Consider the following 22753-nt stretch of genomic DNA (forward strand, 5'->3'; position numbering starts at 1 on the left):
ACCGATCCGGCCTCAGCCTCGCAACCGTCGGATCAAACCGGCCGTGGAGGCATCCAGCCCCGTGGTCTCTCCGGAGGCCAGACGCGGCAGCAGGTCGTTGCACAAGGCCTTGCCCAGCTCCACGCCCCATTGGTCGAAGCTGTTGATGCCCCACAGCGCACCGCTGGTGAAGACGCGGTGCTCGTACAACGCGATCAGCGCGCCCAGGGCACGGGGCGTGAGCCGCTCCAGCAGCAGCATGGTGCTGGGACGGTTGCCCGGGAACGTGCGGTGGCGCGCGATCGTCGTGGCCTCCAAGGTCCGGCTGGCCGTGGGGGCCTGCTCGCCCAGCGCCTCCTCGGTGGTCTTGCCCCGCATCAGCGCCTGCGCCTGCGCCAGGCCGTTGGCCAGCAGCTTGGCATGCAGATCGGCATGGCCATGCGTGGGCGTCTTCACCAGGATGAACTCCACCGGGATCACGTCGGTGCCCTGGTGCAGCATCTGGAAGTAGGCATGCTGGCCGTTGGTGCCCGGCTCCCCCCAGACCACCGGCGAGGTGCCATAGGGCAGCGCGTGTCCGTCCAGGTCCACCCGCTTGCCGTTGGACTCCATCTCCAGCTGCTGCAGATAGGCCGGCAATCGTTTGAGGCCCTGGTGATAGGGTGCCACGCTGCGGCTGGCAAAGCCGTGGAAATTGCGGTACCACACATCGAGCAGGCCCAGTTGCACCGGCAGGTTCTGCTCCAGCGGCGCGGTGGCGAAATGCCGGTCCATCGCATGCGCGCCGTCGAGCAGGGCACGGAAGTGCTCCTGACCCAGCGCGATCGCAATGGGCAGCCCGATGGCCGACCACAGCGAATAGCGCCCGCCCACCCAGTCCCAAAAGCCGAAGGTGGTGGTGATGCCAAACGCGGCTGCCGCCTCGATGTTCGTGGTGGTGGCCACGAAATGCTTGGCGATGTCGCTGCCGCCTTGCTGGATGAACCACTCGCGCGCCACCCGCGCGTTGGCCATGGTCTCCTGCGTGGTGAAGGTCTTGGAGGCGATGATGAACAGCGTGGACTGCGGCTGCAGCCGGCGCAGCACCGGCGCGATGTCGTGCCCGTCCACGTTCGAGACGAAATGCAAGCGCAGGCCCTGGTGCACGAAAGCGTCCAGCGCGCCCACCACCATCTGCGGCCCCAGGTCGGAGCCGCCGATGCCGATGTTCACCACATCGGTGATGCCGCTGGCCGCGGTGTCACGCACGCCCTCGGCATAGGCCAGCAGGCGGTCGAGCACCCCGTGGACCTCCTCGCTGTAAGGGCCCTGGCCTCGCGGCGCCCGCAGCGCCGTGTGCAACACCGCGCGGCCTTCGGTCACATTGATCGGCTCGCCGGCCAGCATCGCGTCGCGTCGCGCCTCCAGTCCGCACTCTCGGGCCAACTCGCTCAGCAGACGATGCGTGGCCTCGTCCCACAGGTTCTTCGACAGGTCGGCAAAGACCTCCGGCGCCTCCAGACTGAAGCGCTCGAAGCGCGCCGGATCGCGCGCAAAGGCCTCGCGCAAGTCCAGGTCACGGCCATGGGCCTCGAAGTGTCCCCGCAGGGCCGCCCAAGCCGTCGTGCGATCGCAGCGGGTCATGCCATCTGCTCCCGGATCAAAGCGTCCAACTTGGCCGCATCGGCTGCAAACGCCCGGATGCCCTCGGCCAATTTCTCGGTGGCCATGGCGTCTTCGTTGAGCGCATAGCGGAAACTGGCTTCGTTGTAGCTCACGGCTTTGACCGTGGCTCGCTGCGCGGCCTGCGGGTCGAGGTGGCGTGTCACGGGCGCGTTGCTGGCTTGCAATTGCGCCAGCAGCTCTGGGCTGATGGTTAACAAATCGCAGCCGGCCAGCGCCAGGATCTGCCCCACGTTGCGAAAGCTCGCACCCATCACCTCGGTGGGAATGCCAAAGTGCTTGTAGTAGGTATAGATCTGCGTCACCGATTTCACGCCCGGGTCGTTCACCCCGGCATGGGCCGCCTCGTCCCACTGGGCACCTGCGGCCTTCTTGTACCAATCGTAGATGCGGCCCACGAACGGCGAAATCAGCCGCACGCCGGCTTCGGCACAAGCCACGGCCTGACAGAAGGCGAACAGCAACGTCAGGTTGCAATGGATGCCCTCGTGCTCCAGGGCGCGGGCCGCTTGGATGCCTTCCCAGGTGGCGGCGATCTTGATCAGCACCCGCTCGCGGGGAACGCCAGCCGCCTCGTACATCTGGATGAGACGCTGCGCACGCGCCATCGTCGCTGCCGTATCAAAGCTCAGCCGCGCATCCACCTCCGTGGACACACGCCCTGGCACCACCTTCAGGATTTCCACCCCGAAGGCCACCAGCACCCGGTCCACCAGCTCGTCCAGCGCACGCCCGGGATGAGCGCGCACCGTGGCCTCCAACAGCGGCCGATATTCGGGCTGCTGCACCGCTTTGAGGATCAACGAAGGGTTCGTGGTCGCATCGCGCGGGGCAAACTGGGCCAGCTGTTTGAAATTGCCGGTGTCGGCCACCACGGTGGTGTATTGCTTGAGTGCGTCGAGTGCGTTCATGGGGAGAGGAGGATAGGCCTGCAGCAATGCACATTGTCGCCGTGCGGCCCGCACAGCGCTTCAACGGGCGGGAGTAACAAGGTTACCCCGTAATTCGCTGGTAACTCCCAAAACCCGCCCCGCGCCACAGGCGGATCACGCGATTTCCGATTGACGAATGCGACACTTCGTCGCATGATGCGGATGTAATTGAATTACATCGACGCGCCGTGCAGCCCCGGGCGTCGGCCACACCCGCTTACACAGTCCGTTCCATCATGTCCTTCGATCTCGTCTTTTTCGGCGGCACCGGCGACCTGACCTGGCGCAAGCTCATGCCGGCCCTGTTCCAGGCCTTTCGCCACGGCAAGCTGCCGTCGGGCGGGCGCATTCTCGCGGTGGCCCGCGACGAGCGCAGTGACGAGGACTACCGCGCCTGGCTGAAGGCCCATTTCGAGGAGGTCGAAAGCTCCAAGCGCCCCAGCGACGAGGAGTTCGCGCGTTTTGCCGAGCTCATCTTCTACCGTCGCATGGACCTGTCTCAGCCGCAGCACTATGCGCACCTGAAGGCCTGGTTGGACCAGCGTGCAGCCGACACCGTGGTGCTGTACCTGGCCACCAGCCCGCACTTGTTTCCAGTGATTTGCGAGCAGCTGGGAGCCGTCGGCCTGAATGGGCCGCACATCCGCGTGGTGCTGGAAAAGCCGCTCGGCCACGACTTGAAGAGCGCGCAGGAGATCAACCGCGTCGTGCGCTCGGTGTTCAAGGAAAACCAAGCCTTCCGCATCGACCACTACTTGGGCAAGCCCTCGGTGCAAAACCTGATGGCCTTGCGCTTCGGCAACGCGCTGTTCGAACCCTTGTGGCGGCGTGAGAGCATCGCCAACATCCAGATCACATTGGCCGAAAGCATCGGCGTGGGCACGCGGGGCGACTTCTACGACCGCACCGGGGCGCTGCGCGACATGATCCAAAACCACGCGCTGCAACTGCTCACGATGATCGCCATGGAGCCGCCGGCCACCCATGACGCCGATGCGATCCGCGACGAGAAGCTCAAAGTGCTGCGCTCGCTCAAGCCCTTCACGCCGGAATCGGTGGCCCGCGACGTGGTGCGCGGCCAGTACCGCGCCGGCAGCGTGGGTGGCCAGCCCGTGCCGGGCTACCTCGAAGAGGCCAAGGTGCCAGCCGACAGCCGCTGCGAGACCTTCGTGGCCCTGCGCACCGAGGTGCAGAACTGGCGCTGGGCCGGTGTGCCGTTCTATTTGCGCACCGGCAAGCGCCTGCCCGCGCGCGATGCGCAGATCGTGGTCAACTTCCGTCCGGTGCCGCACCCGATCTTTCCCGGCGTCAACCAGCCCAACAAGCTGGTGATCAAGCTGCAGCCCGAAGACGGACTGGAGCTGCACCTGCTGGCGGCCAAGGGCACCGGCCAACAAGAGGCCTTGGCCCCGGTGTTCCTGGACCTGGATTTCGACAAAGCCTTCCCCACCGACCGCGTGGGCGCCTACGAACGCCTGCTGCTGGATGCGATCGCCGGACGGCTCAATCTCTTCGTGCGCAGCGACGAGCAGGAACAAGCCTGGCGCTGGGTCGAACCCATTCTGGAGGCTTGGGCCCGCGACAGCACCGGGCCGCGCCCCTACGCGGCCGGCAGCTGGGGCCCGGCGGCAGCCAGCGCCTTGGTCGCGCGCGACAATTTCACCTGGCCCGAAGAGGCCTGAGCTTGCAAGGCCACGCCCTCAGCAGGAACCCACCTCATGCTCGATCGCATCAAGGCTTCGATCCCCGCCCTGCCCCCGGCCGAGCAGCGCGTGGCCAAGTTGGTGCTGGCCGACCCGCGCAGCTTCGCCAGCCTGCCGGTGGCCGAACTGGCCGAGCGCGCCCATGTCAGCAAACCCACCGTGGTGCGCTTCTGCCGCAGCGTGGGCTATGACGGCCTGGCCGACTTCAAACTCAAGCTGGCCGGCACCGTCAACGAGGGCGTGCCCTTCGTGCACCGCGCCGTGGACGAGGACGACAAGCCCGCGGACCTCATCGTCAAGGTGATCGACAATGCGGTGTCGGCGCTGCTGAAATACCGCAACGATGCCGCCAGCCATGCCTTCGAGCGCGCCATCGAAGCCCTGACGGCCGCCGGCAAGGGCGGCCGGCGCATCGAGTTCTACGGCGTGGGCAACTCGGGCATCGTGGCCCAGGACGCGCAGCACAAGTTCTTCCGCCTGGGCGTCAACGCCGTGGCCTACAGCGACGGCCATGTGCAGGTGATGAGCGCCACGATGCTGCAGCCGGGCGACTGTGCGGTGATCATCTCCAATTCCGGCCGCAGCCGCGACCTGCTCGATGCGGCGGAGATCGCGCGCAAGAAAGGGGCCACCACCATCGTCATCACCGCCAGCGGCTCGCCGCTGACGCAGTACGCCCAGATCCTGCTGGCCGTGGATCACCCCGAGGACTACGACCGCTACAGCCCCATGGTGTCGCGGCTGCTGCACCTCACCGTCATCGACATTCTCACCACCGGCGTGGCGCTGCGCCTGGGCGAGCAACTGCGCCCGATGCTGCAGGAGATCAAACGCAATCTGCGCGCCAAGCGCTACGCCACCCCGGACTGACTCGCCGGCGAGCGCCCATCGGGCAACAAAGCTGCCACCCCATACAGACCCGCCAGATCGCGCAGCTTGGGCGGCAGGTGGCGCACCTCGAAACGCTTGCCCCAGGCGCGGGCCAGACGATGGCATTCGACCAGCACCGCCAGGGCCGAGGAATCGAAGCGCTTGAGCGCCCCCGCATCGACCACCAGGGTCTCGCCCTGCTGATCCCGCAGCCCCTGTTGCAGCATGCGCAGGGTGTCGCTGGCCTCGGCGACGGTCAAGGTGGCCGGCAACAGCAGCATCGTGCCGACCTCAGCTGCGAGCGGAAGCCGCCACTTTGTTGCGCTCGGCCAGGCTGTTGATCAGGCCGTCGATGCCACCTTTGCTGATCTCCTGGGCAAAGGTGGAGCGGTAGTTCTCCACCAACCAAATACCCAGCACATTGACGTCATAGATCTTCCAGCCGTCACCGACCTTTTCGAGGCGATAGTCCATCTGGATCGGTTCGCCCGCGCCGCGCACCTGCGTGCGCACGATGACCTCGGTGTCTTCGGGCTTGGCACGCAGCGGCAGCAGGTGCACCGACAAGCCCTTGACCTGGCTGAGGGCGCCGGCATAGGTACGCACCAGCAAGAGCTTGAATTCGTCTTGCAGGCGTTGCTGTTGCTGCGGGGTGGCCTGCCGCCAATAACGGCCCACGGCCGAAGCCGTCATGCGACGGAAATTCGTGTGCGGCAGGATCTTGCTGTCCACCAAGGCCATGACCTTGCCGAGATCCCCGTTCTGCAAGGAAGCGTCTTTTTGGGCCGTCTCGAGGATGTCATTGGACAGCTCGCGAATGAACTCATCGGGAGCCTGGGGGGCGGCCTGGGCGATCGGTGCGGCCACCACAGCGGCCAAAACCAAGCCCAAGGCGGCAAAATGGCGTCGTTTCATGCGGTGAATTCCCTTTTGAATGGAGACTCGGCGAAAGCCGATGGAGCTTATGACTCGAATGGGCCTGCGCAGTTCATCGAGGCGCTCGTCCATGAGCCTCATTGTGAACCAACGTCAGGCCAGCGCCACTGCCGAAGCGCATGCTTACCTTTGTCACCCTTCTCTCAGGGGGCCGAGGCGGACGCAGCGCTGGCTGGAGCGGCGGCCTCCTCGGCGCTCCAATCTTCTTCCTCGTCCTGCGACGGGGGCTGGCCATCGTAGACCAGGTTGCGCCGACGCTGCAGCCAGGCATCGCGGGTGAAGAGGTATTTGTCCAGCGCCACGTCCTCCAGCATGCGCGAGGCGCCCAGCAAGCGCGCACGTGTATCGACGATGCGCAAGCCCGTCAACCCGTAGGCGGTGGCCGTATCGCTCGTGAGCCGCCCGGTGCTGGTGGCTTGCATGTCCAGCGGCAGCGCTGCCGCATCGCGCAAGGTCGACGGCCCCAGCAAGGGCAGCACCAGGTAAGGCCCCGGACCCAGCCCCCAGTGCCCCAGGGTCTGACCGAAGTCCTCTGGCTCGGCCCGCAGCCCGGCCTCGCTGGCAATGTCCAGCAGTCCGCCCAACCCCAAAAAGGTGTTCAAGCCCACTCGCATCGTGCTGTGCAGGCCATTTTCGATCTTGAGTTGCAAGAAGCTGTTGATCGCCGACCACAGATCGCCGATGTTGCCGAAGAAATTGCTCACCCCTTTGCGCACCGGGCTGGGCACGATGTCGCGGTAGGCTCGCGCCGTGGGCTCGAGCACCGCGCGATCCACCGCATCGTTGAAGGCAAACACCTTGCGGTTCAGGGGTTCGAGCGGGTCGCTCGGATGGGTGCTCGCACAGCCGGCGAGCAGCCCGAGCACGACCCACACGATCCCACGAGACCAGCTCTGCGACATGCTCCTCTCCTTGCCGCGGGCAGACTCAGGGACGCGCCCCGCCATCGCCGGCCTCGGCCGCGCGATTGAACAAGAACTGGCTGATGAGATTCTCGAGCACCACGGCCGATTGGGTTTGCGTGATCGTGTCGCCTTCGGACAGCATCTGCTCCGCGGCGCCGGGCTCCAGCCCGATGTATTGCTCGCCCAACAGCCCGGACGTCAGGATCTTGGCCGAGCTGTCCTTCGGAAAGGCAAAACGCTTTTCCAGGCTGAGCGTGACGCGCGCCTGGTAGGTCTGGTCGTCGAAGGTGATCGACTCGACCCGGCCGACCACCACCCCAGCGCTGCGCACTGCCGAACGGGGCTTGAGGCCGCCGATGTTGTCGAAGCGGGCCTGCACCCGATACGTGTCCTCGAACGACAGCGACAACAGGTTGCCCGCCTGGAGCGCCAGAAACAGCAAGGCCGCCCCGCCCAGCAGCACGAACAGGCCTACCCACACATCATGTCGAGACTGAGGCATCACACCACTCCTGCCGCCGGCCCTGCCGGGCCGCGGCTCATCAGATCGAAAACATCCACGCGGTCAGCATGAAGTCCAGGCCCAAGACGAACAAGGAGGCCACCACCACCGTGCGGGTGGTGGCCCGCGAGACGCCCTCGGGCGTGGGCTTGGCCTCGTAACCCTGCCACAGGGCGATGAAGCTCACCGTCACACCGAACACGAAACTTTTGATCACGCCGTTGCCCACGTCGGACCACACATCCACACCGGCTTGCATTTGCGACCAGAAAGCCCCGCCATCCACGCCGATCATCACCACGCCGACGATCCAGCCGCCGATGATGCCCACCGCGCTGAACACCGCCGCCAGCAAGGGCATCACGAGGAGGCCGGCCCAAAAGCGCGGGGCCAGCACCCGCTGCATCGGATCGACGGCCATCATCTCCATCGCCGCGAGTTGCTCGCCGGCTTTCATCAGGCCGATCTCGGCAGTCAGCGAGGTGCCGGCCCGCCCGGCGAACAGCAAGGCCGTGACCACCGGCCCGAGCTCGCGCACCAAGGCCAAGGCCACCATCAGCCCCAGGGCCTCGGACGAGCCATAGCGCTGCAGGATGTAATACCCCTGCAAGCCGAGCACGAAACCCACGAACAGCCCTGAGACCGCAATGATGGCCAGCGAGTAGTTGCCCAAGAAATGGATCTGGTCCACCACCAAGCGGGGCCGCGCGAAGGCCTTGCCGCCCAGCGCGAACAAGTGCGCCAGCATGCGTGCGGCGCGGCCCAGATCGGCCAAGCCCCCCCGTACGGCGCGCCCCACCCGACGCGGATGCAGCCACCCCATCATGCACGCCCCCCGGGCAGGCGATAGTCTTCGGCCACCTCGGGAGCCGGGTAGTGGAATCGCACCGGACCGTCGCCTTGGGCATCGACGAACTGGCGCACCAGCGGGTCCTCGGTGGCGCGCATCTGCGCCGGGGTGCCCTGCGCGGCAATGCGTCCATCGGCCAGAAAGATCACGTGGTCGGCAATCAGAAAGGTCTCGTCCACGTCGTGAGACACCACCAAACTGGTCACGCCCAGGGTCTGGTTGAGCTGCCGAATCAAGCGCGCCGCCACCCCCATCGAGATGGGATCCAGACCGGCGAACGGCTCGTCATACATGATGAGCTCGGGATCCAGCGCGATGGCCCGCGCCAGCGCCACGCGCCGGGCCATGCCGCCGGAGATCTGAGACGGCATCAAATCGCGCGCACCGCGCAGGCCCACCGCATCGAGCTTCATCAGCACCAGATCGCGGATCATGTCCTCGCTCAGTTGCGTGTGCTCGCGCAGGGGGAAGGCCACGTTGTCGAAAACCGACAAATCGGTGAACAGCGCGCCAAATTGGAAGAGCATGCCCATGCGTCGGCGGATGGCATACAGCGCCTGCCGGTCCATCGAGGCGATGTCCACCCCGTCGAACAGCACTTGACCGCGCTGCGGCTTGATCTGCCCGCCGATGAGGCGCAACACCGTGGTTTTGCCCCCGCCAGACGTGCCCATCAGCGCCACCACCTGCCCGCGCGGCACACTCAGGCTCACGTCCCGCAAGATGGGCCGTTCGTCATAGCCAAAGCTCACCTCGCGCAGTTCCACCAGCGCAGGCGTCGTAGAGGGGGTCGACCGGGTCGTCTCGACGAGAGTTTGCATGGGTTGAAGGGACCGTCGGCCGCATGGCCGCTGGGCCGATGATAGGTGAAAACACGGAAGCCCTCGGCCCAGCGGCTGCCTGCGCCGGGCCCGGCCGGCCGCCGGCCGCCTCCTGGGCCGCCACTGTCACACCAGCGTCACACAGCCAGCCCAGCATCGTCCCGATGGAGGCGGCGGCAGCCATGCGTCAGGTGCAGCGCGGCCCCGCCACGGTGTGACAAGAGGTCATCGACATGTCGGCCGGGTCCAGCCCAGAAACAACCCGCCCCACCAGCCCGACGGTGCTGGTGGTCATGGCGCAGCCAGCGATTCGCGAACTGGTGCGTGCGCATTGCCAAAGCGCCGGCGCCTATGCCATGGCAGTAGCCACCCTGGACGAAGGCTGGCGTTTGGCCAACGAAGTGTTGCCCGACGCCGTGGTGATCGACCTGGACGCCTTGCCTGCGCAGCCCGGGGCGATCGCGGCGCCCAGGCCGCTGGGTGTGCCCGTCGTGATGCTGACGTCGCGGCTGGACGAGCGCTGCGGCGCCCACGGCGAACGCTGCGGCGCCACCTGGTGCATCACCAAGCCCTTCAGTCCCCGTGCCTTGGTGCGTGATTTGCTGGGCCATTTGTCGGCCCGGGAAAGCCCCACAGGGACCGAGGCCCCCGGCGCAGCGGGCGATGGGAGCCTGACTGGGTCACACGGCCCCTGGATCGAAGTGGACGCCCCCGAGCTGCAGCTGCGTTTGCGGCGCGGGGCGCACACGCAGACGGTCACGCTGGCGCCCAGGGAAATGCAGCTGCTGCGCCAGCTGCTCGAACACGCCGAGCGCATCGTGCCGCGCCATGCGCTGCTGGCCGAAGTGTGGAAAGACGTGCCCAACATCGATGCGCGCACGGTGGACCAATACATCCGACGGCTGCGCCGACGCCTGGCGCAAACCGGAGTGAGCCCAGACCTGATCCAAACGGTGCGCGGTGTGGGCTATCGCTTGGCCCTGCAGGGCTGGGCCGTCACCCATGCGAGCGACGCCAGCGCATCGCGCCCGGCCCAGCATGGGCCCTGGGCCGCAACGGCTGTCACATCGGTCAAAGCCACCGTCACGAAAGATTCATGAGCCCCAACGAAGATCACGGTCGGGTCTTGGACCGTTTTTTCAGGAGATGATGATGAAAGCTCTCGCTCAAGTTGCTGCGGCCGCCGCCGTGCTGGCCGCGTTGGCCGGCCCCGGCGTGGCCGAAGCGCAGACGCCGATCGTGAAAATCGACGGCTCTTCGACCGTGTTCCCGCCCACCGAAGGTGTGGCCGAAGACTTTCAAAAGGCCAAGAAAGGCGCCGTTCGCGTGACGGTGGGCATCTCCGGCACCGGGGGCGGCTTCAAGAAGTTTTGCCGCGGTGAAACCGACATTTCCAACGCGTCTCGGCCGATCCTGAAGCAGGAAATGGAAGCCTGCCGCGCCGCCGGCATCGAGTACTTCGAGCTGCCCGTGGGTTTCGATGCCTTGACCGTGGTGATCCATCCCAAAAACAACTTCGTCAAGCAACTGAGCGTGGCCGAACTGAAGACCATGTGGGAGCCTGCCGCCCAGGGCAAGATCACACTGTGGAGCCAAATCAACCCGGCCTTTCCGGCTGAGAAGATCGTGCTGTACGGAGCGGGCTCCGATTCGGGCACCTTCGACTATTTCACCGAAGCCATCAATGGCAAAGCCAAGTCCAGCCGCGGGGACTATGCCGCCACCGAGGACGATCACGTGACGGTCAAGGGCGTCTCGGGCAATGTCTATGCGCTGGGTTATTTGGGCTATGCCTACTACGCCGAGAACCGCAAAGACCTCAAGGCCGTGCCGATCGTGGCCAAGCCGGGCAGCCCTGCGGTCGAGCCCAACGAGACCAACGTGATCAATGGCACCTACCAGCCGCTGTCGCGCCCGATCTTCATCTATGTCAACGCCAAGGCTTACGAACGGCCGGAGGTCAAAGAGTTCGTCGACTTCTACATGAAGAATGCCTCGCGCATCATGAAAGAAGTGAAATACGTGCCGCTGCCCGAGGCCGCCTACAAGATGAACCTCGAACACTTGGCCAAGAACCGCAAAGGCACGGTCTTCGGCGGCGTGGCCGAAGTGGGCGTGACCATCGATGAACTGATGCGCCGCGAAGCCAGCCTGTGAGCGGCCGAGATTCGGCACACCTCCTTGTCAGTGGGCCGCTTCCGAGCGGGGCGGCCCGCTCGATTCTGTCGTTTTTTCCCCGTATCGCGGAGCATCATTCATGTCGGCCGTTTCTCAGGCAAGCAAGGCCCAGACGCTGGCGCCTCGGCCCATGCTAGGGCAGGCCAAGTTGGCCGAGTACGCCCGCGCGCAAGCTCGGCGTCGATGGGCCGAGCGGTTCATCCGCGCGGCCTTGCTGGCCTGTGCCTGTGTGTCGGTTTTCACCACGGTGGGCATCGTCTACATCCTGCTGAAGGAGTCGCTGGTCTTTTTCCAGTCCGTGCCCCTGTGGACGTTTTTGACCGACACGCAATGGACCCCGCTGTTCTCCGAGGCGCGCTTTGGCATCGTGGTCTTGCTCTCGGGCACGATCACCAGCTCGGCCGTGGCGCTGTTGGTGGCTGTGCCCCTGGGCACGGTCATCGCCTTGTACCTGTCGGAATTCGCCAGCCACCGAGTCCGTGAAACGCTCAAGCCGGTGCTGGAGCTGCTGTCGGGCGTGCCAACCATCGTCTACGGCTACTTCGCGCTGCTGTTCGTCACGCCCATGTTGCAACGGCTGATCCCTCAGCTGCCCAGCTTCAACGTGTTGTCCGCCGGTTTGGTCATGGGCATCATGATCATCCCGTATGTCGCGTCTTTGTCCGAAGACGCCATGCGTGCCGTGCCCATGAGCCTGCGCGAAGGCGCCTACGCCATGGGCAGCACCCGCTTGCAGACCGCCCTCAAAGTGGTCGTGCCGGCAGCCCTCTCCGGCATCGCCTCGGCCTACATCCTTGGCATCTCGCGTGCCGTGGGCGAGACGATGATCTTGGCCGTGGCCGCCGGCATGCAGCCCAACCTCAGCTTCAACCCGTTGGAGCCGGCAGCCACCGTGACCGCCTACATCGTGCAAGTGGCCCTGGGCGACTTGCCGCACGGCAGCATCGGCTACCAAACCATTTTTGCGGCGGGCCTGTCCTTGATGCTGATCACGCTGTTGTTCAACCTGGCCGGTTATGGGCTGCGCAAGCGCTTCCGCGAGGTGTATTGAGATGTCCCGCCCCCATTTCGACGTTGCGCGACTGCGCCAGATCATCGAGCGGCACAAACGCTGGGATTTGTGGTTCGGCGTGTTGGGCCTCGGTGCCCTGATGGTGGCCGTCTTGACATTGGCGGCCTTGTTCACCGACATGGCCGTCCAAGGCTTGTCGCGCCTGGATCTGGAATTCTTTGGCTCATTTCCCTCGCGCCGCGCATCACAGGCCGGCATCCTGTCGGCCTGGGTCGGCTCGCTGTTGGTGATGCTGGTCACCGCGGCCGTGGCCGTGCCGGTGGGCATCGCAGGAGCGATCTATCTGGAGGAATACGCTCGCAAGAATTGGTTGACCGACCTGATCGAAATCAACATCACCAATCTGGCCGGTGTGCCCTCGATCATCTATGGATTGTTGGCTCTGGGGTTGTTCGTCTACACCTTCGGGCTGGGGCAGTCGATTCTGACGGCAGGCTTGACGCTGGCGCTGCTGATCCTGCCCATCGTCATCACCGCCACGCGCGAGGCCTTGCGCGCCATTCCCCAGCACATCCGCGAAGGCGCCTATGCCTGCGGGGCCTCTCAGTGGCAGGTGGTGCAGCATCATCTGCTGCCGTACAGCAGTCCGGGCATCCTCACCGGGGTGATCATCGGCTTGTCGCGCGCCATCGGCGAGACCGCACCGGTCATCACCATCGGCGCCTTGACCTTCATCGCCTTCTTGCCTCCCCTGCCCGGGAGCGGCCAGCCTCCGGCCGGCTTGTTCGACTGGCTGATGTCCCCGTTTACCGTGATGCCGATCCAAATCTTCAACTGGACCTCGCGGCCGGACACTGCGTTTCACCAAAACGCCGCAGCGGCCAGTTTGGTGCTCGTCTTCATGACCTTGGGCATGAACGCCTTGGCCATTTGGCTGCGCTATCGGCTGCGCCAGCGCATCAAGTGGTAAGCCCCCTCACACCGAATCTTCTTTTCCGTTTGCCATGACCAGCACCATCACCTTGCCGGACCATCCCCCTGCCCTGAAGGCCAAGTCGGACGCGCTGGACTTCTTCTACGGCGAATTCCAGGCGCTCAAGAGCATCTCGATGCCGGTCTTCCAGAACAAAGTGACTGCCCTGATCGGCCCCAGCGGCTGCGGCAAATCGACGTTCCTGCGTTGCTTCAATCGCATGCACGACTTGTACCCCGGGCACCGTTATCAAGGTGCCATCGAGTTGTTGCCTGATGCGGTGAACTTGTTGGACCGCCGTGTCGATCCGATCGAAGTGCGCATGCGCATCTCGATGGTGTTTCAAAAGCCCAACCCGTTTCCCAAGTCGATTTACGAGAACGTCGCCTACGGCTTGCGCGTGCGCGGCGAACGCTCTCGCAGCTATCTGGACGACAAGGTGGAGTCGGCGCTGCGCGCTGCCGCGTTGTGGCCGGAGGTGAAGGATCGGCTGCACGACTTGGCCTTCAATCTCTCGGGAGGCCAACAGCAGCGCTTGTGCATCGCCCGAGCCCTGGCCACCGATCCGGAAATCGTCCTGTTCGATGAGCCGACCTCGGCGCTGGACCCGATTGCCACGGCCAGCATCGAGGAGCTGATCGGTCAGATCAAAGATCAAGTCACGGTGCTGATCGTCACGCACAACATGCAGCAAGCAGCCCGTGTGTCGGACTACACCGCCTACATGTATCTGGGCGACCTGATCGAGTTCGGCGAAACCAAGAACATCTTCATGAAGCCTCAGCGCAAAGAAACCGAGGACTACATCACCGGCCGATTTGGCTGAACACACCCCGGGCGCTTGCCGCCGCCGTCATCTATGAGCGACAAACATCTGTCCACGCAATTCGACGCCGAACTGAGCGACATCTCCAGCCGGGTGCTGGAAATGGGCGGCTTGGTGGAAGCGCAGCTCGCGCAAGCGGTCTATGCACTGCAACACCTCAGCCCCGAGACCGCCCTCCAAGTGTTGGAGCAGGAGGCGCGCGTCAACCGCCGGGAAGTCGAGATCGACCGTGACTTGTGCGCCATCATCGCGCGACGCCAACCCACGGCGCGCGATTTGCGGCTGCTCATCGCGGTGAGCAAGGCCATCGGCAATTTGGAGCGCGCCGGCGACGAAGCCTCGCGCATCGCACGCACCGTGCGGCGCTTGATCGATTCGGGCATGGCGCATCGCCTACGTGCCACCGTGGCGGACTTGTCTTTCGAGGCAGACTTGGCGCTGCGCTTGCTGCGTCAATCCCTCGATGCGTTTGCTCGGCTGGATGCGGCCGATGCCTTCGCGGCCATCCAGAAAGACCATGCCATCGACCTCGAGTTCGATGGTTTGTTGCGCAAGCTGGTGACCTACATGATGGAAGACCCGCGCACGATCTCGATCAGCATCGATCTGGTGTTCGTGGCCAAAGCCATCGAACGGGTGGGCGACCATGCCAAAAACGTGGCCGAACAAGTCATCTATGTGGTCAAAGGGGCCGATGTGCGTCACACGCCGCTGGGGGAAGTGGCCTCGGTGGTGAGCTGATCCACGGTGCGCCCGATTGTCAACGAAGGACGCTCATGGCACGAATTCTCGTCGTCGAAGACGAACCGGCGATTGCCGAGTTGATTGCCTTGCATCTGCGCCACGAAGGCTTCGAGCTGCGCCTCAGCAGCAATGCCGCGCAGGCCGATGCCGCGTTGCGCGAAGCCCTGCCAGACCTGGTGGTGCTGGACTGGATGTTGCCAGGGGAGTCGGGCATCAGCCTGGCGCGGCGCTGGCGGGCCGATCCGCGCACACGCAGCCTGCCCATCGTGATGCTGACCGCGCGCAGCGATGAGCACGACGTGGTGCTGGGCTTGGAGGCCGGTGCCGACGACTATGTGTCCAAACCCTTTTCCACGGCCGAGCTGGGGGCGCGCATCCGGGCGGTGCTGCGCCGCAAGGCGCCCGAAGTCTTGGACACCCCGTTGACCCTGGGCGCATTGTCCTTGGATCCCGGCACCCGCCGCGTCAGTTGGGCCGGACGGCCGATTCATCTGGGCCCCACGGAGTTTCGGTTGCTGCGCTACTTGATGACGCACCCGGAGCGGGTGCACTCCCGACCGCAGCTGTTGGATCGGGTCTGGGGCGACCATGTCTTCATCGAAGAGCGCACCGTGGACGTGCACATCAAACGACTTCGCGCAGCCTTGTCACAAGCCGGCTGCGTGGATTTGATCGAGACCGTGCGCGGCGCGGGTTATCGGCTGACGCTGCCGGCCGCGGCCGCAGCCGCGGGCTGACCCCGCGCTGCGCAGGCCTCAGCGCGGCAGGTCGCTCGTGCCCATCAGGTACTCGTCCACCGCGCGCGCGGCTTGGCGGCCTTCGCGGATGGCCCACACCACCAGCGACTGGCCGCGACGCATGTCACCGGCGGCGAACACCTTGTCGACGTTGGTGCGGTAGCCGCCGATGAATTCGGTGCTGGCCTTGGCATTGCCGCGGGCATCTTTGTCCACACCAAAGGCCTCCAGGACGCTGCCCACCGGACCGAGGAAGCCCATGGCCAGCAAGACCAGGTCGGCCTTGAACACTTGCTCGGTGCCGGGCACTTCGCTCATCTTGCCGTCCTTCCAGTCCACGCGGACGGTCTTCACGCCGGTGACGCGCCCCTTCTCGCCCACGAACTCCTTGGTGGCGATGGCGAACTCGCGCACGCAGCCTTCCTCGTGGCTGGAGGAAGTGCGCAGCTTGTAGGGCCAATACGGCCAGGTCAGCGGCTTGTTTTCCTGCTCCGGTGGCATGGGCAAGAGCTCGAACTGGGTCACGCTCTTGGCGCCGTGACGGTTGGAGGTGCCCACGCAGTCCGAGCCGGTGTCGCCACCGCCGATGACGATCACATGCTTGCCATCGGCACGGATCTGGCTCTTGAGTTTGTCGCCGGCCACCACCTTGTTTTGCTGGGGCAGGAATTCCATCGCGAAATGGATGCCGTCGAGCTCACGGCCTGGCACGGGCAAATCACGCGATTGTTCGGCCCCGCCAGCCAACAGCACGGCGTCGAAGTCCTTGCACAATTGCTCGGCGCTGAGGGTTTCCTTGGCCCAGTTGGTGACCTTGGAGCCTTCGGGCAGCTTGCCCACCAGCACCCCGGTGCGGAAGGTCACCCCTTCGGCCTTCATTTGCTCGATGCGCCGGTCGATGTGCGACTTCTCCATCTTGAAGTCTGGAATGCCGTAGCGCAGCAGGCCGCCGATGCGGTCGTTCTTCTCGAACACGGTCACGTCGTGGCCGGCGCGGGCCAGCTGCTGGGCTGCGGCCAGGCCGGCCGGCCCAGAGCCGACGATGGCCACTTTCTTGCCGGTGCGTCGCTGGGGCGGCTGAGGAACCACCCAGCCTTCGGCCCAGGCGCGGTCGATGATGGCATGTTCGATGGACTTGATGCCCACCGGGTCGTCATTCACGTTGAGCGTGCAGGCCGCTTCGCAGGGCGCCGGGCAGACACGGCCGGTGAACTCCGGAAAGTTGTTGGTCGAGTGCAGCACGTCCAGCGCTTGGCGCCATTGGCCGCGATAGACCAGATCGTTGAAGTCCGGAATGATGTTGTGGATCGGGCAGCCGTTGTTGCAAAACGGCGTGCCACAGTCCATGCAGCGCGCGCCCTGGATCTTGGCCTCGTCTTCCTTGAGGCCAATGACGAATTCCTTCCAGGTTTTCAGCCGCTTCTCGACCGGCTCATAGCCCTCTTCGAGGCGTTCGTACTCGAGGAACCCAGTGACTTTTCCCATGTGTTGAACTCCTGACGTGGGGCTCAGGCCTTGGCCTTGGCGGACTTCTTCGATGCATCGGCCGCCTTGGCACGCTCGATGGTGTGGGCCGCTTCGGTGCGCGCATGCAACTCACCCAGGGCCCGCTTGTATTCGTGCGGGAAGACCTTGACGAATTTCGCACGCGCTTCTTCCCAGTGGTCGAGGATGTCGCGCGCACGCTGCGATCCGGTCCAGCGGTTGTGGTCCTGCACCAGCTTCTTGAGCAGTTCCTCGTCGGTCTGCCCCTTGTGCCAGATCGCCGGATCGACCGTGGCGCGTTGCTCGGCCGCCGGCAGCACTTTCTCCAGGCTGACCATCGCCGTGTTGCAGCGCTTGGCGAATTGGCCATCCTCGTCATAGACGTAGGCGATGCCGCCGCTCATGCCGGCGGCAAAGTTGCGGCCGGTCTTGCCCAGCACGACGACGGTGCCGCCGGTCATGTATTCGCAGCCATGGTCGCCCGTGCCCTCGACCACCGCCGTGGCCCCGGACAAACGCACCGCAAAGCGCTCGCCGGCCACGCCGCGGAAGAAAGCCTCACCGCTGGTGGCGCCGTACAACACCGTGTTGCCCACGATGATGTTGCGCGTGGCATCGCCGCGGAAGTCGATGCTGGGACGCACCACCACGCGGCCGCCCGACAAGCCCTTGCCGGTGTAGTCGTTGGCATCGCCGATGAGGTACAGCGTGATGCCCTTGGCCAGGAAGGCGCCAAAGCTCTGGCCGCCGGTGCCCTCCATTTGGATGTGGATGGTGTCATCGGGCAGGCCGTCGGGATGGCGGCGGATCAACTCGCCCGAGAGCATCGCGCCGACGGTGCGGTTGACGTTGCGCGCGGTCTCGATGAACTGCACTTTCTCGCCTTTGTCCAGCGCGGGGCGCGAACGCTCGATGAGGCGCACGTCCAGCGCGCGCTCCAGCCCATGGTCCTGGGACTCGACATGGTGGCGCGCCACCTCGGGTCCCACCTCAGGCTGGTGGAAGATGCGGCTGAAGTCCAAGCCGCGGGCCTTCCAGTGCTCGATGCCCCGACGCATGTCGAGCAAGTCGGAGCGACCGATCAGGTCGTCGAACTTGCGAATGCCCAGCTGGGCCATGATCGAGCGCACTTCTTCGGCCACGAAGAAGAAGTAGTTCACCACGTGCTCGGGCTTGCCGGCGAACTTGCGGCGCAGCACCGGGTCTTGCGTGGCCACGCCCACCGGGCAGGTGTTGAGGTGGCACTTGCGCATCATGATGCAGCCCTCGACCACCAGGGGCGCCGTGGCGAAGCCGAATTCGTCGGCCCCCAGCATCGCGCCGATGACCACGTCGCGGCCGGTCTTCATCTGACCATCGGCCTGCACGCGGATGCGTCCGCGCAAGCGGTTGAGCACCAGGGTCTGCTGGGTCTCGGCCAAGCCCAGCTCCCAGGGCGTGCCGGCATGCTTGATGGACGACCAAGGCGAGGCGCCGGTGCCACCGTCATGGCCGGCGATCACGACATGGTCGGCCTTGGCCTTGGCCACACCAGCGGCGATCGTGCCCACACCGACTTCGGACACCAGCTTGACCGACACGTCGGCGCGCGGGTTGACATTCTTGAGGTCGTGGATGAGCTGGGCCAGGTCCTCGATCGAGTAGATGTCATGGTGCGGCGGCGGGCTGATGAGGCCCACCCCAGGCACCGAGTAGCGCAAAAAGCCGATGTACTCGGACACCTTGCCGCCCGGCAATTGGCCACCTTCGCCGGGCTTGGCGCCCTGCGCCATCTTGATCTGGATCTGGTCGGCGCTCACCAGGTACTCGGTGGTCACGCCGAAGCGGCCCGAGGCGACTTGCTTGATCTTCGAGCGCAGCGAGTCGCCGGCCTGCAGTTCGTAGTCGACCTCGATGACCTTGTGGCCCAAGACATCGGACACCTTGGTGCCGGCCTGGATGGGGATGCCTTTGAGCTCGTTGCGGTAGCGCGCCGGGTCCTCGCCGCCTTCACCCGTGTTGGACTTGCCGCCGATGCGGTTCATCGCGATGGCCAGCGTGGTGTGGGCCTCGGTGGAGATCGAGCCCAGCGACATCGCGCCGGTGGCAAAGCGCTTGACGATTTCCGAGGCAGGTTCGACTTCCTCGATCGGAATGGCCTTGCTCGGATCGAGCTTGAACTCGAACAAGCCGCGCAGGGTCATGTGGCGGCGCGACTGGTCGTTGATGATTTGCGCGTATTCCTTGTAAGTGTCGAAGCGGCCCGCGCGCGTGCTGTGCTGCAGTTTGGCGATGGCATCCGGCGTCCACATGTGCTCTTCGCCGCGCGCGCGCCAGGCGTATTCGCCGCCGACGTCGAGCATGTCGCGCAGCAGCGGGTCGTCACCGAAGGCGGCCATGTGCATGCGGATGGCTTCTTCGGCCACTTCGAACACGCCGATGCCGCCCACTTGCGAGGCCGTGCCGCGGAAGTACTTGTCCACCATCTCCTTCTTCAGGCCGATGGCTTCGAAGAGTTGCGCCCCGCAATAGGACATGTAGGTGGACACGCCCATCTTGGACATGATCTTCGACAAGCCTTTGCCGATGGCCTTGACGTAGTTGGAGATGGCTTTTTCGGCCGACAGCTCCCCCGGCAGCTCGGCATGCATGGCCGCCAGCGTCTCCATGGCCAGGTAGGGGTGCACGGCCTCGGCGCCATAGCCGGCCAACACGGCGAAGTGATGCACCTCGCGGGCCGAGCCGGTCTCCACCACCAAGCCGGCCGTGGTGCGCAGGCCTTCGCGCACCAAATGGTGATGCACGGCCGACAAGGCCAGCAAGGCCGGGATGGCCACCTGGGTGCGGCTCATGTAGCGGTCGGTGATGATGAGGATGTTGTGGCCGGTCTTGATGGCGTCCACGGCTTCGGCGCACAGCGAGGCGAGCTTGGCCTCCACCCCCTCACGCCCCCATTGCAGCGGATAGGTGATGTTCAGCTCGTAGCTCTTGAATTTGCCGCCGGTGTGGCGCTCGATCTGGCGCAGGCGCGCCATGTCGTCGAAGTCGAGAATGGGCTGCGAAACCTCCAGACGCATCGGCGGGTTCACCGCGTTGATGTCCAGCAGGTTGGGCTTGGGGCCGATGAAGGACACCAGCGACATCACGATGGCCTCGCGGATCGGGTCGATCGGCGGGTTCGTGACCTGGGCGAACAGCTGCTTGAAGTAGTTGTACAGCGGCTTGTTCTTGTCCGACAGCACGGCCAGGGGCGAGTCGTTGCCCATGGAGCCGATGCCCTCCTCGCCGGACTGCGCCATCGGACTCATCAGGAACTTCAGGTCTTCCTGCGTGTAGCCGAAGGCCTGCTGGCGGTCCAGCAGCGATTCGGTGAACTTCGGCGGCTCGCCCACCACGTCGATCGAGTCGAGCTTGATGCGCACGTTCTCGATCCACTGGCGGTACGGCTTGGCCGAGGCATAGAGGTTTTTCAGCTCCTCGTCATCGATGATGCGGCCCTGCTCGAAGTCGATCAGGAACATCTTGCCCGGCTGCAGGCGCCACTTCTTGACGATCTTGTTCTCGGGAATGGGCAGCACGCCCGACTCCGAGGCCATCACCACCAAATCGTCGTCGGTGACGATGTAGCGCGCCGGACGCAGGCCGTTGCGGTCCAGCGTGGCGCCGATCTGACGGCCGTCGGTGAACACCATCGCGGCCGGACCGTCCCAGGGCTCCATCATCGCCGCGTGGTACTCGTAGAAGGCGCGGCGGCGCTCGTCCATCAGCGTGTGCTGCTCCCAAGCCTCCGGGATCATCATCATGGCGGCATGGGCCAGCGGATAGCCCGCCATGGTCAGCAGCTCCAGCGCATTGTCGAAGGTGGCCGTGTCGGATTGGCCTTCGAAGCTGATCGGATAGAGCTTTTGCAGATCGTCGCCGAGCACGGGCGATTTCATCACGCCTTCGCGGGCGCGCATCCAGTTGAAGTTGCCCTTGACGGTGTTGATCTCACCGTTGTGGGCCACCATGCGGTAGGGGTGGGCCAGCGGCCACTCCGGGAAGGTGTTGGTCGAGAAGCGCTGATGCACCAGGGCCAGGGCCGAGACCACGCGCGGGTCGCGCAAGTCTTTGTAATAGGTGCCCACCTGGTTGGCCAACAACAAGCCCTTGTAGATCACCGTGCGGCAGCTCATGCTGGGCACGTAGTACTCGCGCGAGTGCGTGAGCTTGAGGCGCTGGATCGCGCTGGAGGCGGTCTTGCGGATGACGTAGAGCTTGCGCTCCAAGGCATCGGGCACGATGATGTCCGGGCCGCGGCCGATGAAGATCTGGCGGATCACCGGTTCTTTCTCGCGCACTGCCGGCGACATCGGCATGTCTTTGTCCACCGGCACATCGCGCCAGCCCAGCAGCACTTGCCCTTCGGCCTTGACGGCCCGCTCCAACTCCTGTTCGCAGGCCAGCCGCGAGGCATGCTCCTTGGGCAAGAAGATCATGCCCACGCCATATTCGCCCGGCGGCGGCAGCTCCACCCCCTGCTTGGCCATCTCGGCACGATAGAACTCGTCGGGGATCTGGATCAGGATGCCCGCACCGTCGCCCATCAGCTTGTCGGCCCCCACGGCGCCGCGATGGTCGAGGTTTTCGAGGATCTTCAAGCCCTGCTCGACGATGCTGTGAGCCTTGTGGCCTTTGATGTGGGCCACGAAGCCCACGCCGCAGGCATCACGCTCGTTGCGGGGGTCATACAGGCCCTGTTCGGCCAGGGCACGAATTTCTTCGGGGGTGGCTCCCCCCTGGGCGGCCTGTGGCATGGCGCACTCCGAGTCATCGTTAGGGATGACCCGAGCGTACTGCAGGCCCGACAGGACTTCAAGCGCAATTAAATGGGGTCAGACTCAAATTATTTTCATCACCAATACGGTGCACAAATTAATGGGGACAGTCTTGTGGGGGCAGCGATTTGCGCGGCCGGCCGCGCGGGCGCGGTTGCAGCGGCCGCCCCGCCTTCTCGGCCAGGTCGGCCAGGAACTCCGCGCGCCCCAGCCCCCAGCCGCGCCCGCAGGCCGCCTCCAGCTCCTGGATGCGCCGGGCACTCAGCCCCTCTTCGGTGCGCCGCGCGTAAGCGGCTTCGCGGTCGAAGGGGGTGTTGCCCAGGCGCCAGATCTCAGCGTGCTCGCTCAGCAAGGGGTCGCGCTGCCGCCCCAGGTGGTGGGGCAGGCTGGACCAGGCCCAGTCGTGCGGCCGGGCGCACAAGCCCAGGCGCACTGGCAGGGCTTCGATGTACAGGCACAGGTCGATGAACCCGGTTTCGGGCTCGACGATGGTGACCCGATAGCGGCCGTCCCACAGGCTGCCGCTGCGCGCATGGCGACGGTTGAACCAGGCGCCATGGCGCCGACCGATGGACTGCATCATGCGGGACAAGCCCTCGGCGGTATCGGGCACCACCAGGAGCTGCACTTCGCGCGGCACCAAGACATAGGCATGCACGGCCACCCCGTGGGTGCGGGCTGCCTCGCGCAGGGCCTCGAGATAGGCGCGATGGTCGGCCTCGTCGCCGAACACCGGCTGTCCAGGGTGCGCTCGCTGGATCACATGGTGGGGCAGGCCGGGCAGGACGAGGCGGGGCAGTCGGGCCATGGGCAAGGCCGGGTCGGCGGATGGGGTTGCGGCG

At 65.2% G+C, this 22753-nt stretch carries 20 protein-coding genes; 9 read left to right on the forward strand and 11 right to left on the reverse strand.

What is annotated here, in order from left to right; all coding sequences use genetic code 11:
- Nucleotides 1-12: 12 nt before the first annotated feature.
- Nucleotides 13-1602, reverse strand: a complete 1590-nt coding sequence (pgi, locus tag CTA01S_RS12015; protein ID WP_062195865.1) for a glucose-6-phosphate isomerase — start codon at nucleotides 1600-1602, stop codon at nucleotides 13-15.
- Nucleotides 1599-2552: a transaldolase gene (gene tal, locus CTA01S_RS12020; protein WP_062195867.1), complete on the reverse strand. Its 954-nt coding sequence runs from the start codon at nucleotides 2550-2552 to the stop codon at nucleotides 1599-1601. The genes pgi and tal overlap by 4 nt, the downstream gene beginning before the upstream one ends.
- A gap of 257 nt (nucleotides 2553-2809) precedes the next feature.
- Between tal and zwf the strand changes: the two genes are divergently transcribed.
- Nucleotides 2810-4255, forward strand: a complete 1446-nt coding sequence (gene zwf, locus CTA01S_RS12025; RefSeq protein ID WP_019560693.1) for a glucose-6-phosphate dehydrogenase — start codon at nucleotides 2810-2812, stop codon at nucleotides 4253-4255.
- Nucleotides 4256-4291: 36 nt separating this feature from the next.
- A complete protein-coding gene (locus CTA01S_RS12030; protein WP_019560692.1) occupies nucleotides 4292-5146 on the forward strand; it encodes a MurR/RpiR family transcriptional regulator in 855 nt (284 codons plus the stop codon).
- Here CTA01S_RS12030 and CTA01S_RS12035 read toward each other — a convergent pair.
- From CTA01S_RS12035 to CTA01S_RS12060, 6 genes are all read right to left on the reverse strand, one after another.
- Nucleotides 5128-5427: an STAS domain-containing protein gene (locus CTA01S_RS12035; RefSeq protein ID WP_062195870.1), complete on the reverse strand. Its 300-nt coding sequence runs from the start codon at nucleotides 5425-5427 to the stop codon at nucleotides 5128-5130. The genes CTA01S_RS12030 and CTA01S_RS12035 overlap by 19 nt on opposite strands.
- 10 nt (nucleotides 5428-5437) lie before the next feature.
- Complete coding sequence (locus CTA01S_RS12040; protein WP_019560690.1) at nucleotides 5438-6061, reverse strand: MlaC/ttg2D family ABC transporter substrate-binding protein; 624 nt, start codon at nucleotides 6059-6061, stop codon at nucleotides 5438-5440.
- 164 nt (nucleotides 6062-6225) lie between these two features.
- Nucleotides 6226-6984 (reverse strand): MlaA family lipoprotein, encoded by a 759-nt coding sequence (locus CTA01S_RS12045; protein WP_019560689.1) that lies wholly within the window; start codon nucleotides 6982-6984, stop codon nucleotides 6226-6228.
- Nucleotides 6985-7009: 25 nt separating this feature from the next.
- Nucleotides 7010-7489, reverse strand: a complete 480-nt coding sequence (gene mlaD, locus CTA01S_RS12050; protein WP_019560688.1) for an outer membrane lipid asymmetry maintenance protein MlaD — start codon at nucleotides 7487-7489, stop codon at nucleotides 7010-7012.
- Nucleotides 7490-7529: 40 nt separating this feature from the next.
- On the reverse strand, nucleotides 7530-8312 hold the full coding sequence (gene mlaE / locus CTA01S_RS12055; RefSeq protein ID WP_062195872.1) for a lipid asymmetry maintenance ABC transporter permease subunit MlaE: 783 nt from the start codon (nucleotides 8310-8312) through the stop codon (nucleotides 7530-7532).
- Nucleotides 8312-9160, reverse strand: a complete 849-nt coding sequence (locus CTA01S_RS12060) for an ABC transporter ATP-binding protein (protein WP_026330144.1) — start codon at nucleotides 9158-9160, stop codon at nucleotides 8312-8314. Before CTA01S_RS12060 ends, mlaE begins: the two co-directional genes overlap by 1 nt.
- A gap of 233 nt (nucleotides 9161-9393) precedes the next feature.
- Here CTA01S_RS12060 and CTA01S_RS12065 point away from each other — a divergent pair, with 233 nt between their 5' ends.
- The 7 genes from CTA01S_RS12065 (at nucleotide 9394) to phoB (ending at nucleotide 15630) form a co-directional block, all read left to right on the forward strand.
- Complete coding sequence (locus tag CTA01S_RS12065; protein ID WP_084362412.1) at nucleotides 9394-10260, forward strand: winged helix-turn-helix domain-containing protein; 867 nt, start codon at nucleotides 9394-9396, stop codon at nucleotides 10258-10260.
- A gap of 52 nt (nucleotides 10261-10312) precedes the next feature.
- A complete protein-coding gene (locus tag CTA01S_RS12070) occupies nucleotides 10313-11317 on the forward strand; it encodes a PstS family phosphate ABC transporter substrate-binding protein (protein WP_062195932.1) in 1005 nt (334 codons plus the stop codon).
- Nucleotides 11318-11417: 100 nt separating this feature from the next.
- Nucleotides 11418-12389, forward strand: coding sequence for a phosphate ABC transporter permease subunit PstC (pstC, locus tag CTA01S_RS12075; RefSeq protein ID WP_157451359.1), 972 nt, complete (start codon nucleotides 11418-11420; stop codon nucleotides 12387-12389).
- A gap of 1 nt (nucleotide 12390) precedes the next feature.
- A complete protein-coding gene (pstA, locus tag CTA01S_RS12080) occupies nucleotides 12391-13320 on the forward strand; it encodes a phosphate ABC transporter permease PstA (RefSeq protein ID WP_062195877.1) in 930 nt (309 codons plus the stop codon).
- 34 nt (nucleotides 13321-13354) lie between these two features.
- Nucleotides 13355-14149 (forward strand): phosphate ABC transporter ATP-binding protein PstB, encoded by a 795-nt coding sequence (gene pstB / locus CTA01S_RS12085; RefSeq protein WP_019560681.1) that lies wholly within the window; start codon nucleotides 13355-13357, stop codon nucleotides 14147-14149.
- A 33-nt stretch (nucleotides 14150-14182) separates the two neighbouring features.
- Nucleotides 14183-14890, forward strand: coding sequence for a phosphate signaling complex protein PhoU (gene phoU / locus CTA01S_RS12090; RefSeq protein ID WP_019560680.1), 708 nt, complete (start codon nucleotides 14183-14185; stop codon nucleotides 14888-14890).
- 35 nt (nucleotides 14891-14925) lie between these two features.
- Nucleotides 14926-15630: a phosphate regulon transcriptional regulator PhoB gene (gene phoB / locus CTA01S_RS12095; RefSeq protein WP_062195879.1), complete on the forward strand. Its 705-nt coding sequence runs from the start codon at nucleotides 14926-14928 to the stop codon at nucleotides 15628-15630.
- A gap of 18 nt (nucleotides 15631-15648) precedes the next feature.
- Here the strand turns inward: phoB and CTA01S_RS12100 are convergent, their stop codons facing one another.
- The 3 genes from CTA01S_RS12100 to CTA01S_RS12110 form a co-directional block, all read right to left on the reverse strand.
- Nucleotides 15649-17115 carry a glutamate synthase subunit beta gene (locus CTA01S_RS12100; RefSeq protein WP_019560678.1) on the reverse strand — a complete coding sequence of 489 codons (1467 nt, stop codon included), beginning with the start codon at nucleotides 17113-17115 and terminating at the stop codon, nucleotides 15649-15651.
- Between the two features lie 23 nt (nucleotides 17116-17138).
- Nucleotides 17139-21890 (reverse strand): glutamate synthase-related protein, encoded by a 4752-nt coding sequence (locus tag CTA01S_RS12105; RefSeq protein WP_062195882.1) that lies wholly within the window; start codon nucleotides 21888-21890, stop codon nucleotides 17139-17141.
- A 118-nt stretch (nucleotides 21891-22008) separates the two neighbouring features.
- The gene (locus CTA01S_RS12110) at nucleotides 22009-22719 is read right to left on the reverse strand and encodes a transposase (RefSeq protein WP_062195884.1); all 711 of its coding nucleotides are present in this window, start codon (nucleotides 22717-22719) and stop codon (nucleotides 22009-22011) included.
- Nucleotides 22720-22753: the final 34 nt, after the last annotated feature.

This window comes from Caldimonas taiwanensis NBRC 104434 (assembly GCF_001592165.1).
GTDB lineage: Bacteria > Pseudomonadota > Gammaproteobacteria > Burkholderiales > Burkholderiaceae_C > Caldimonas > Caldimonas manganoxidans.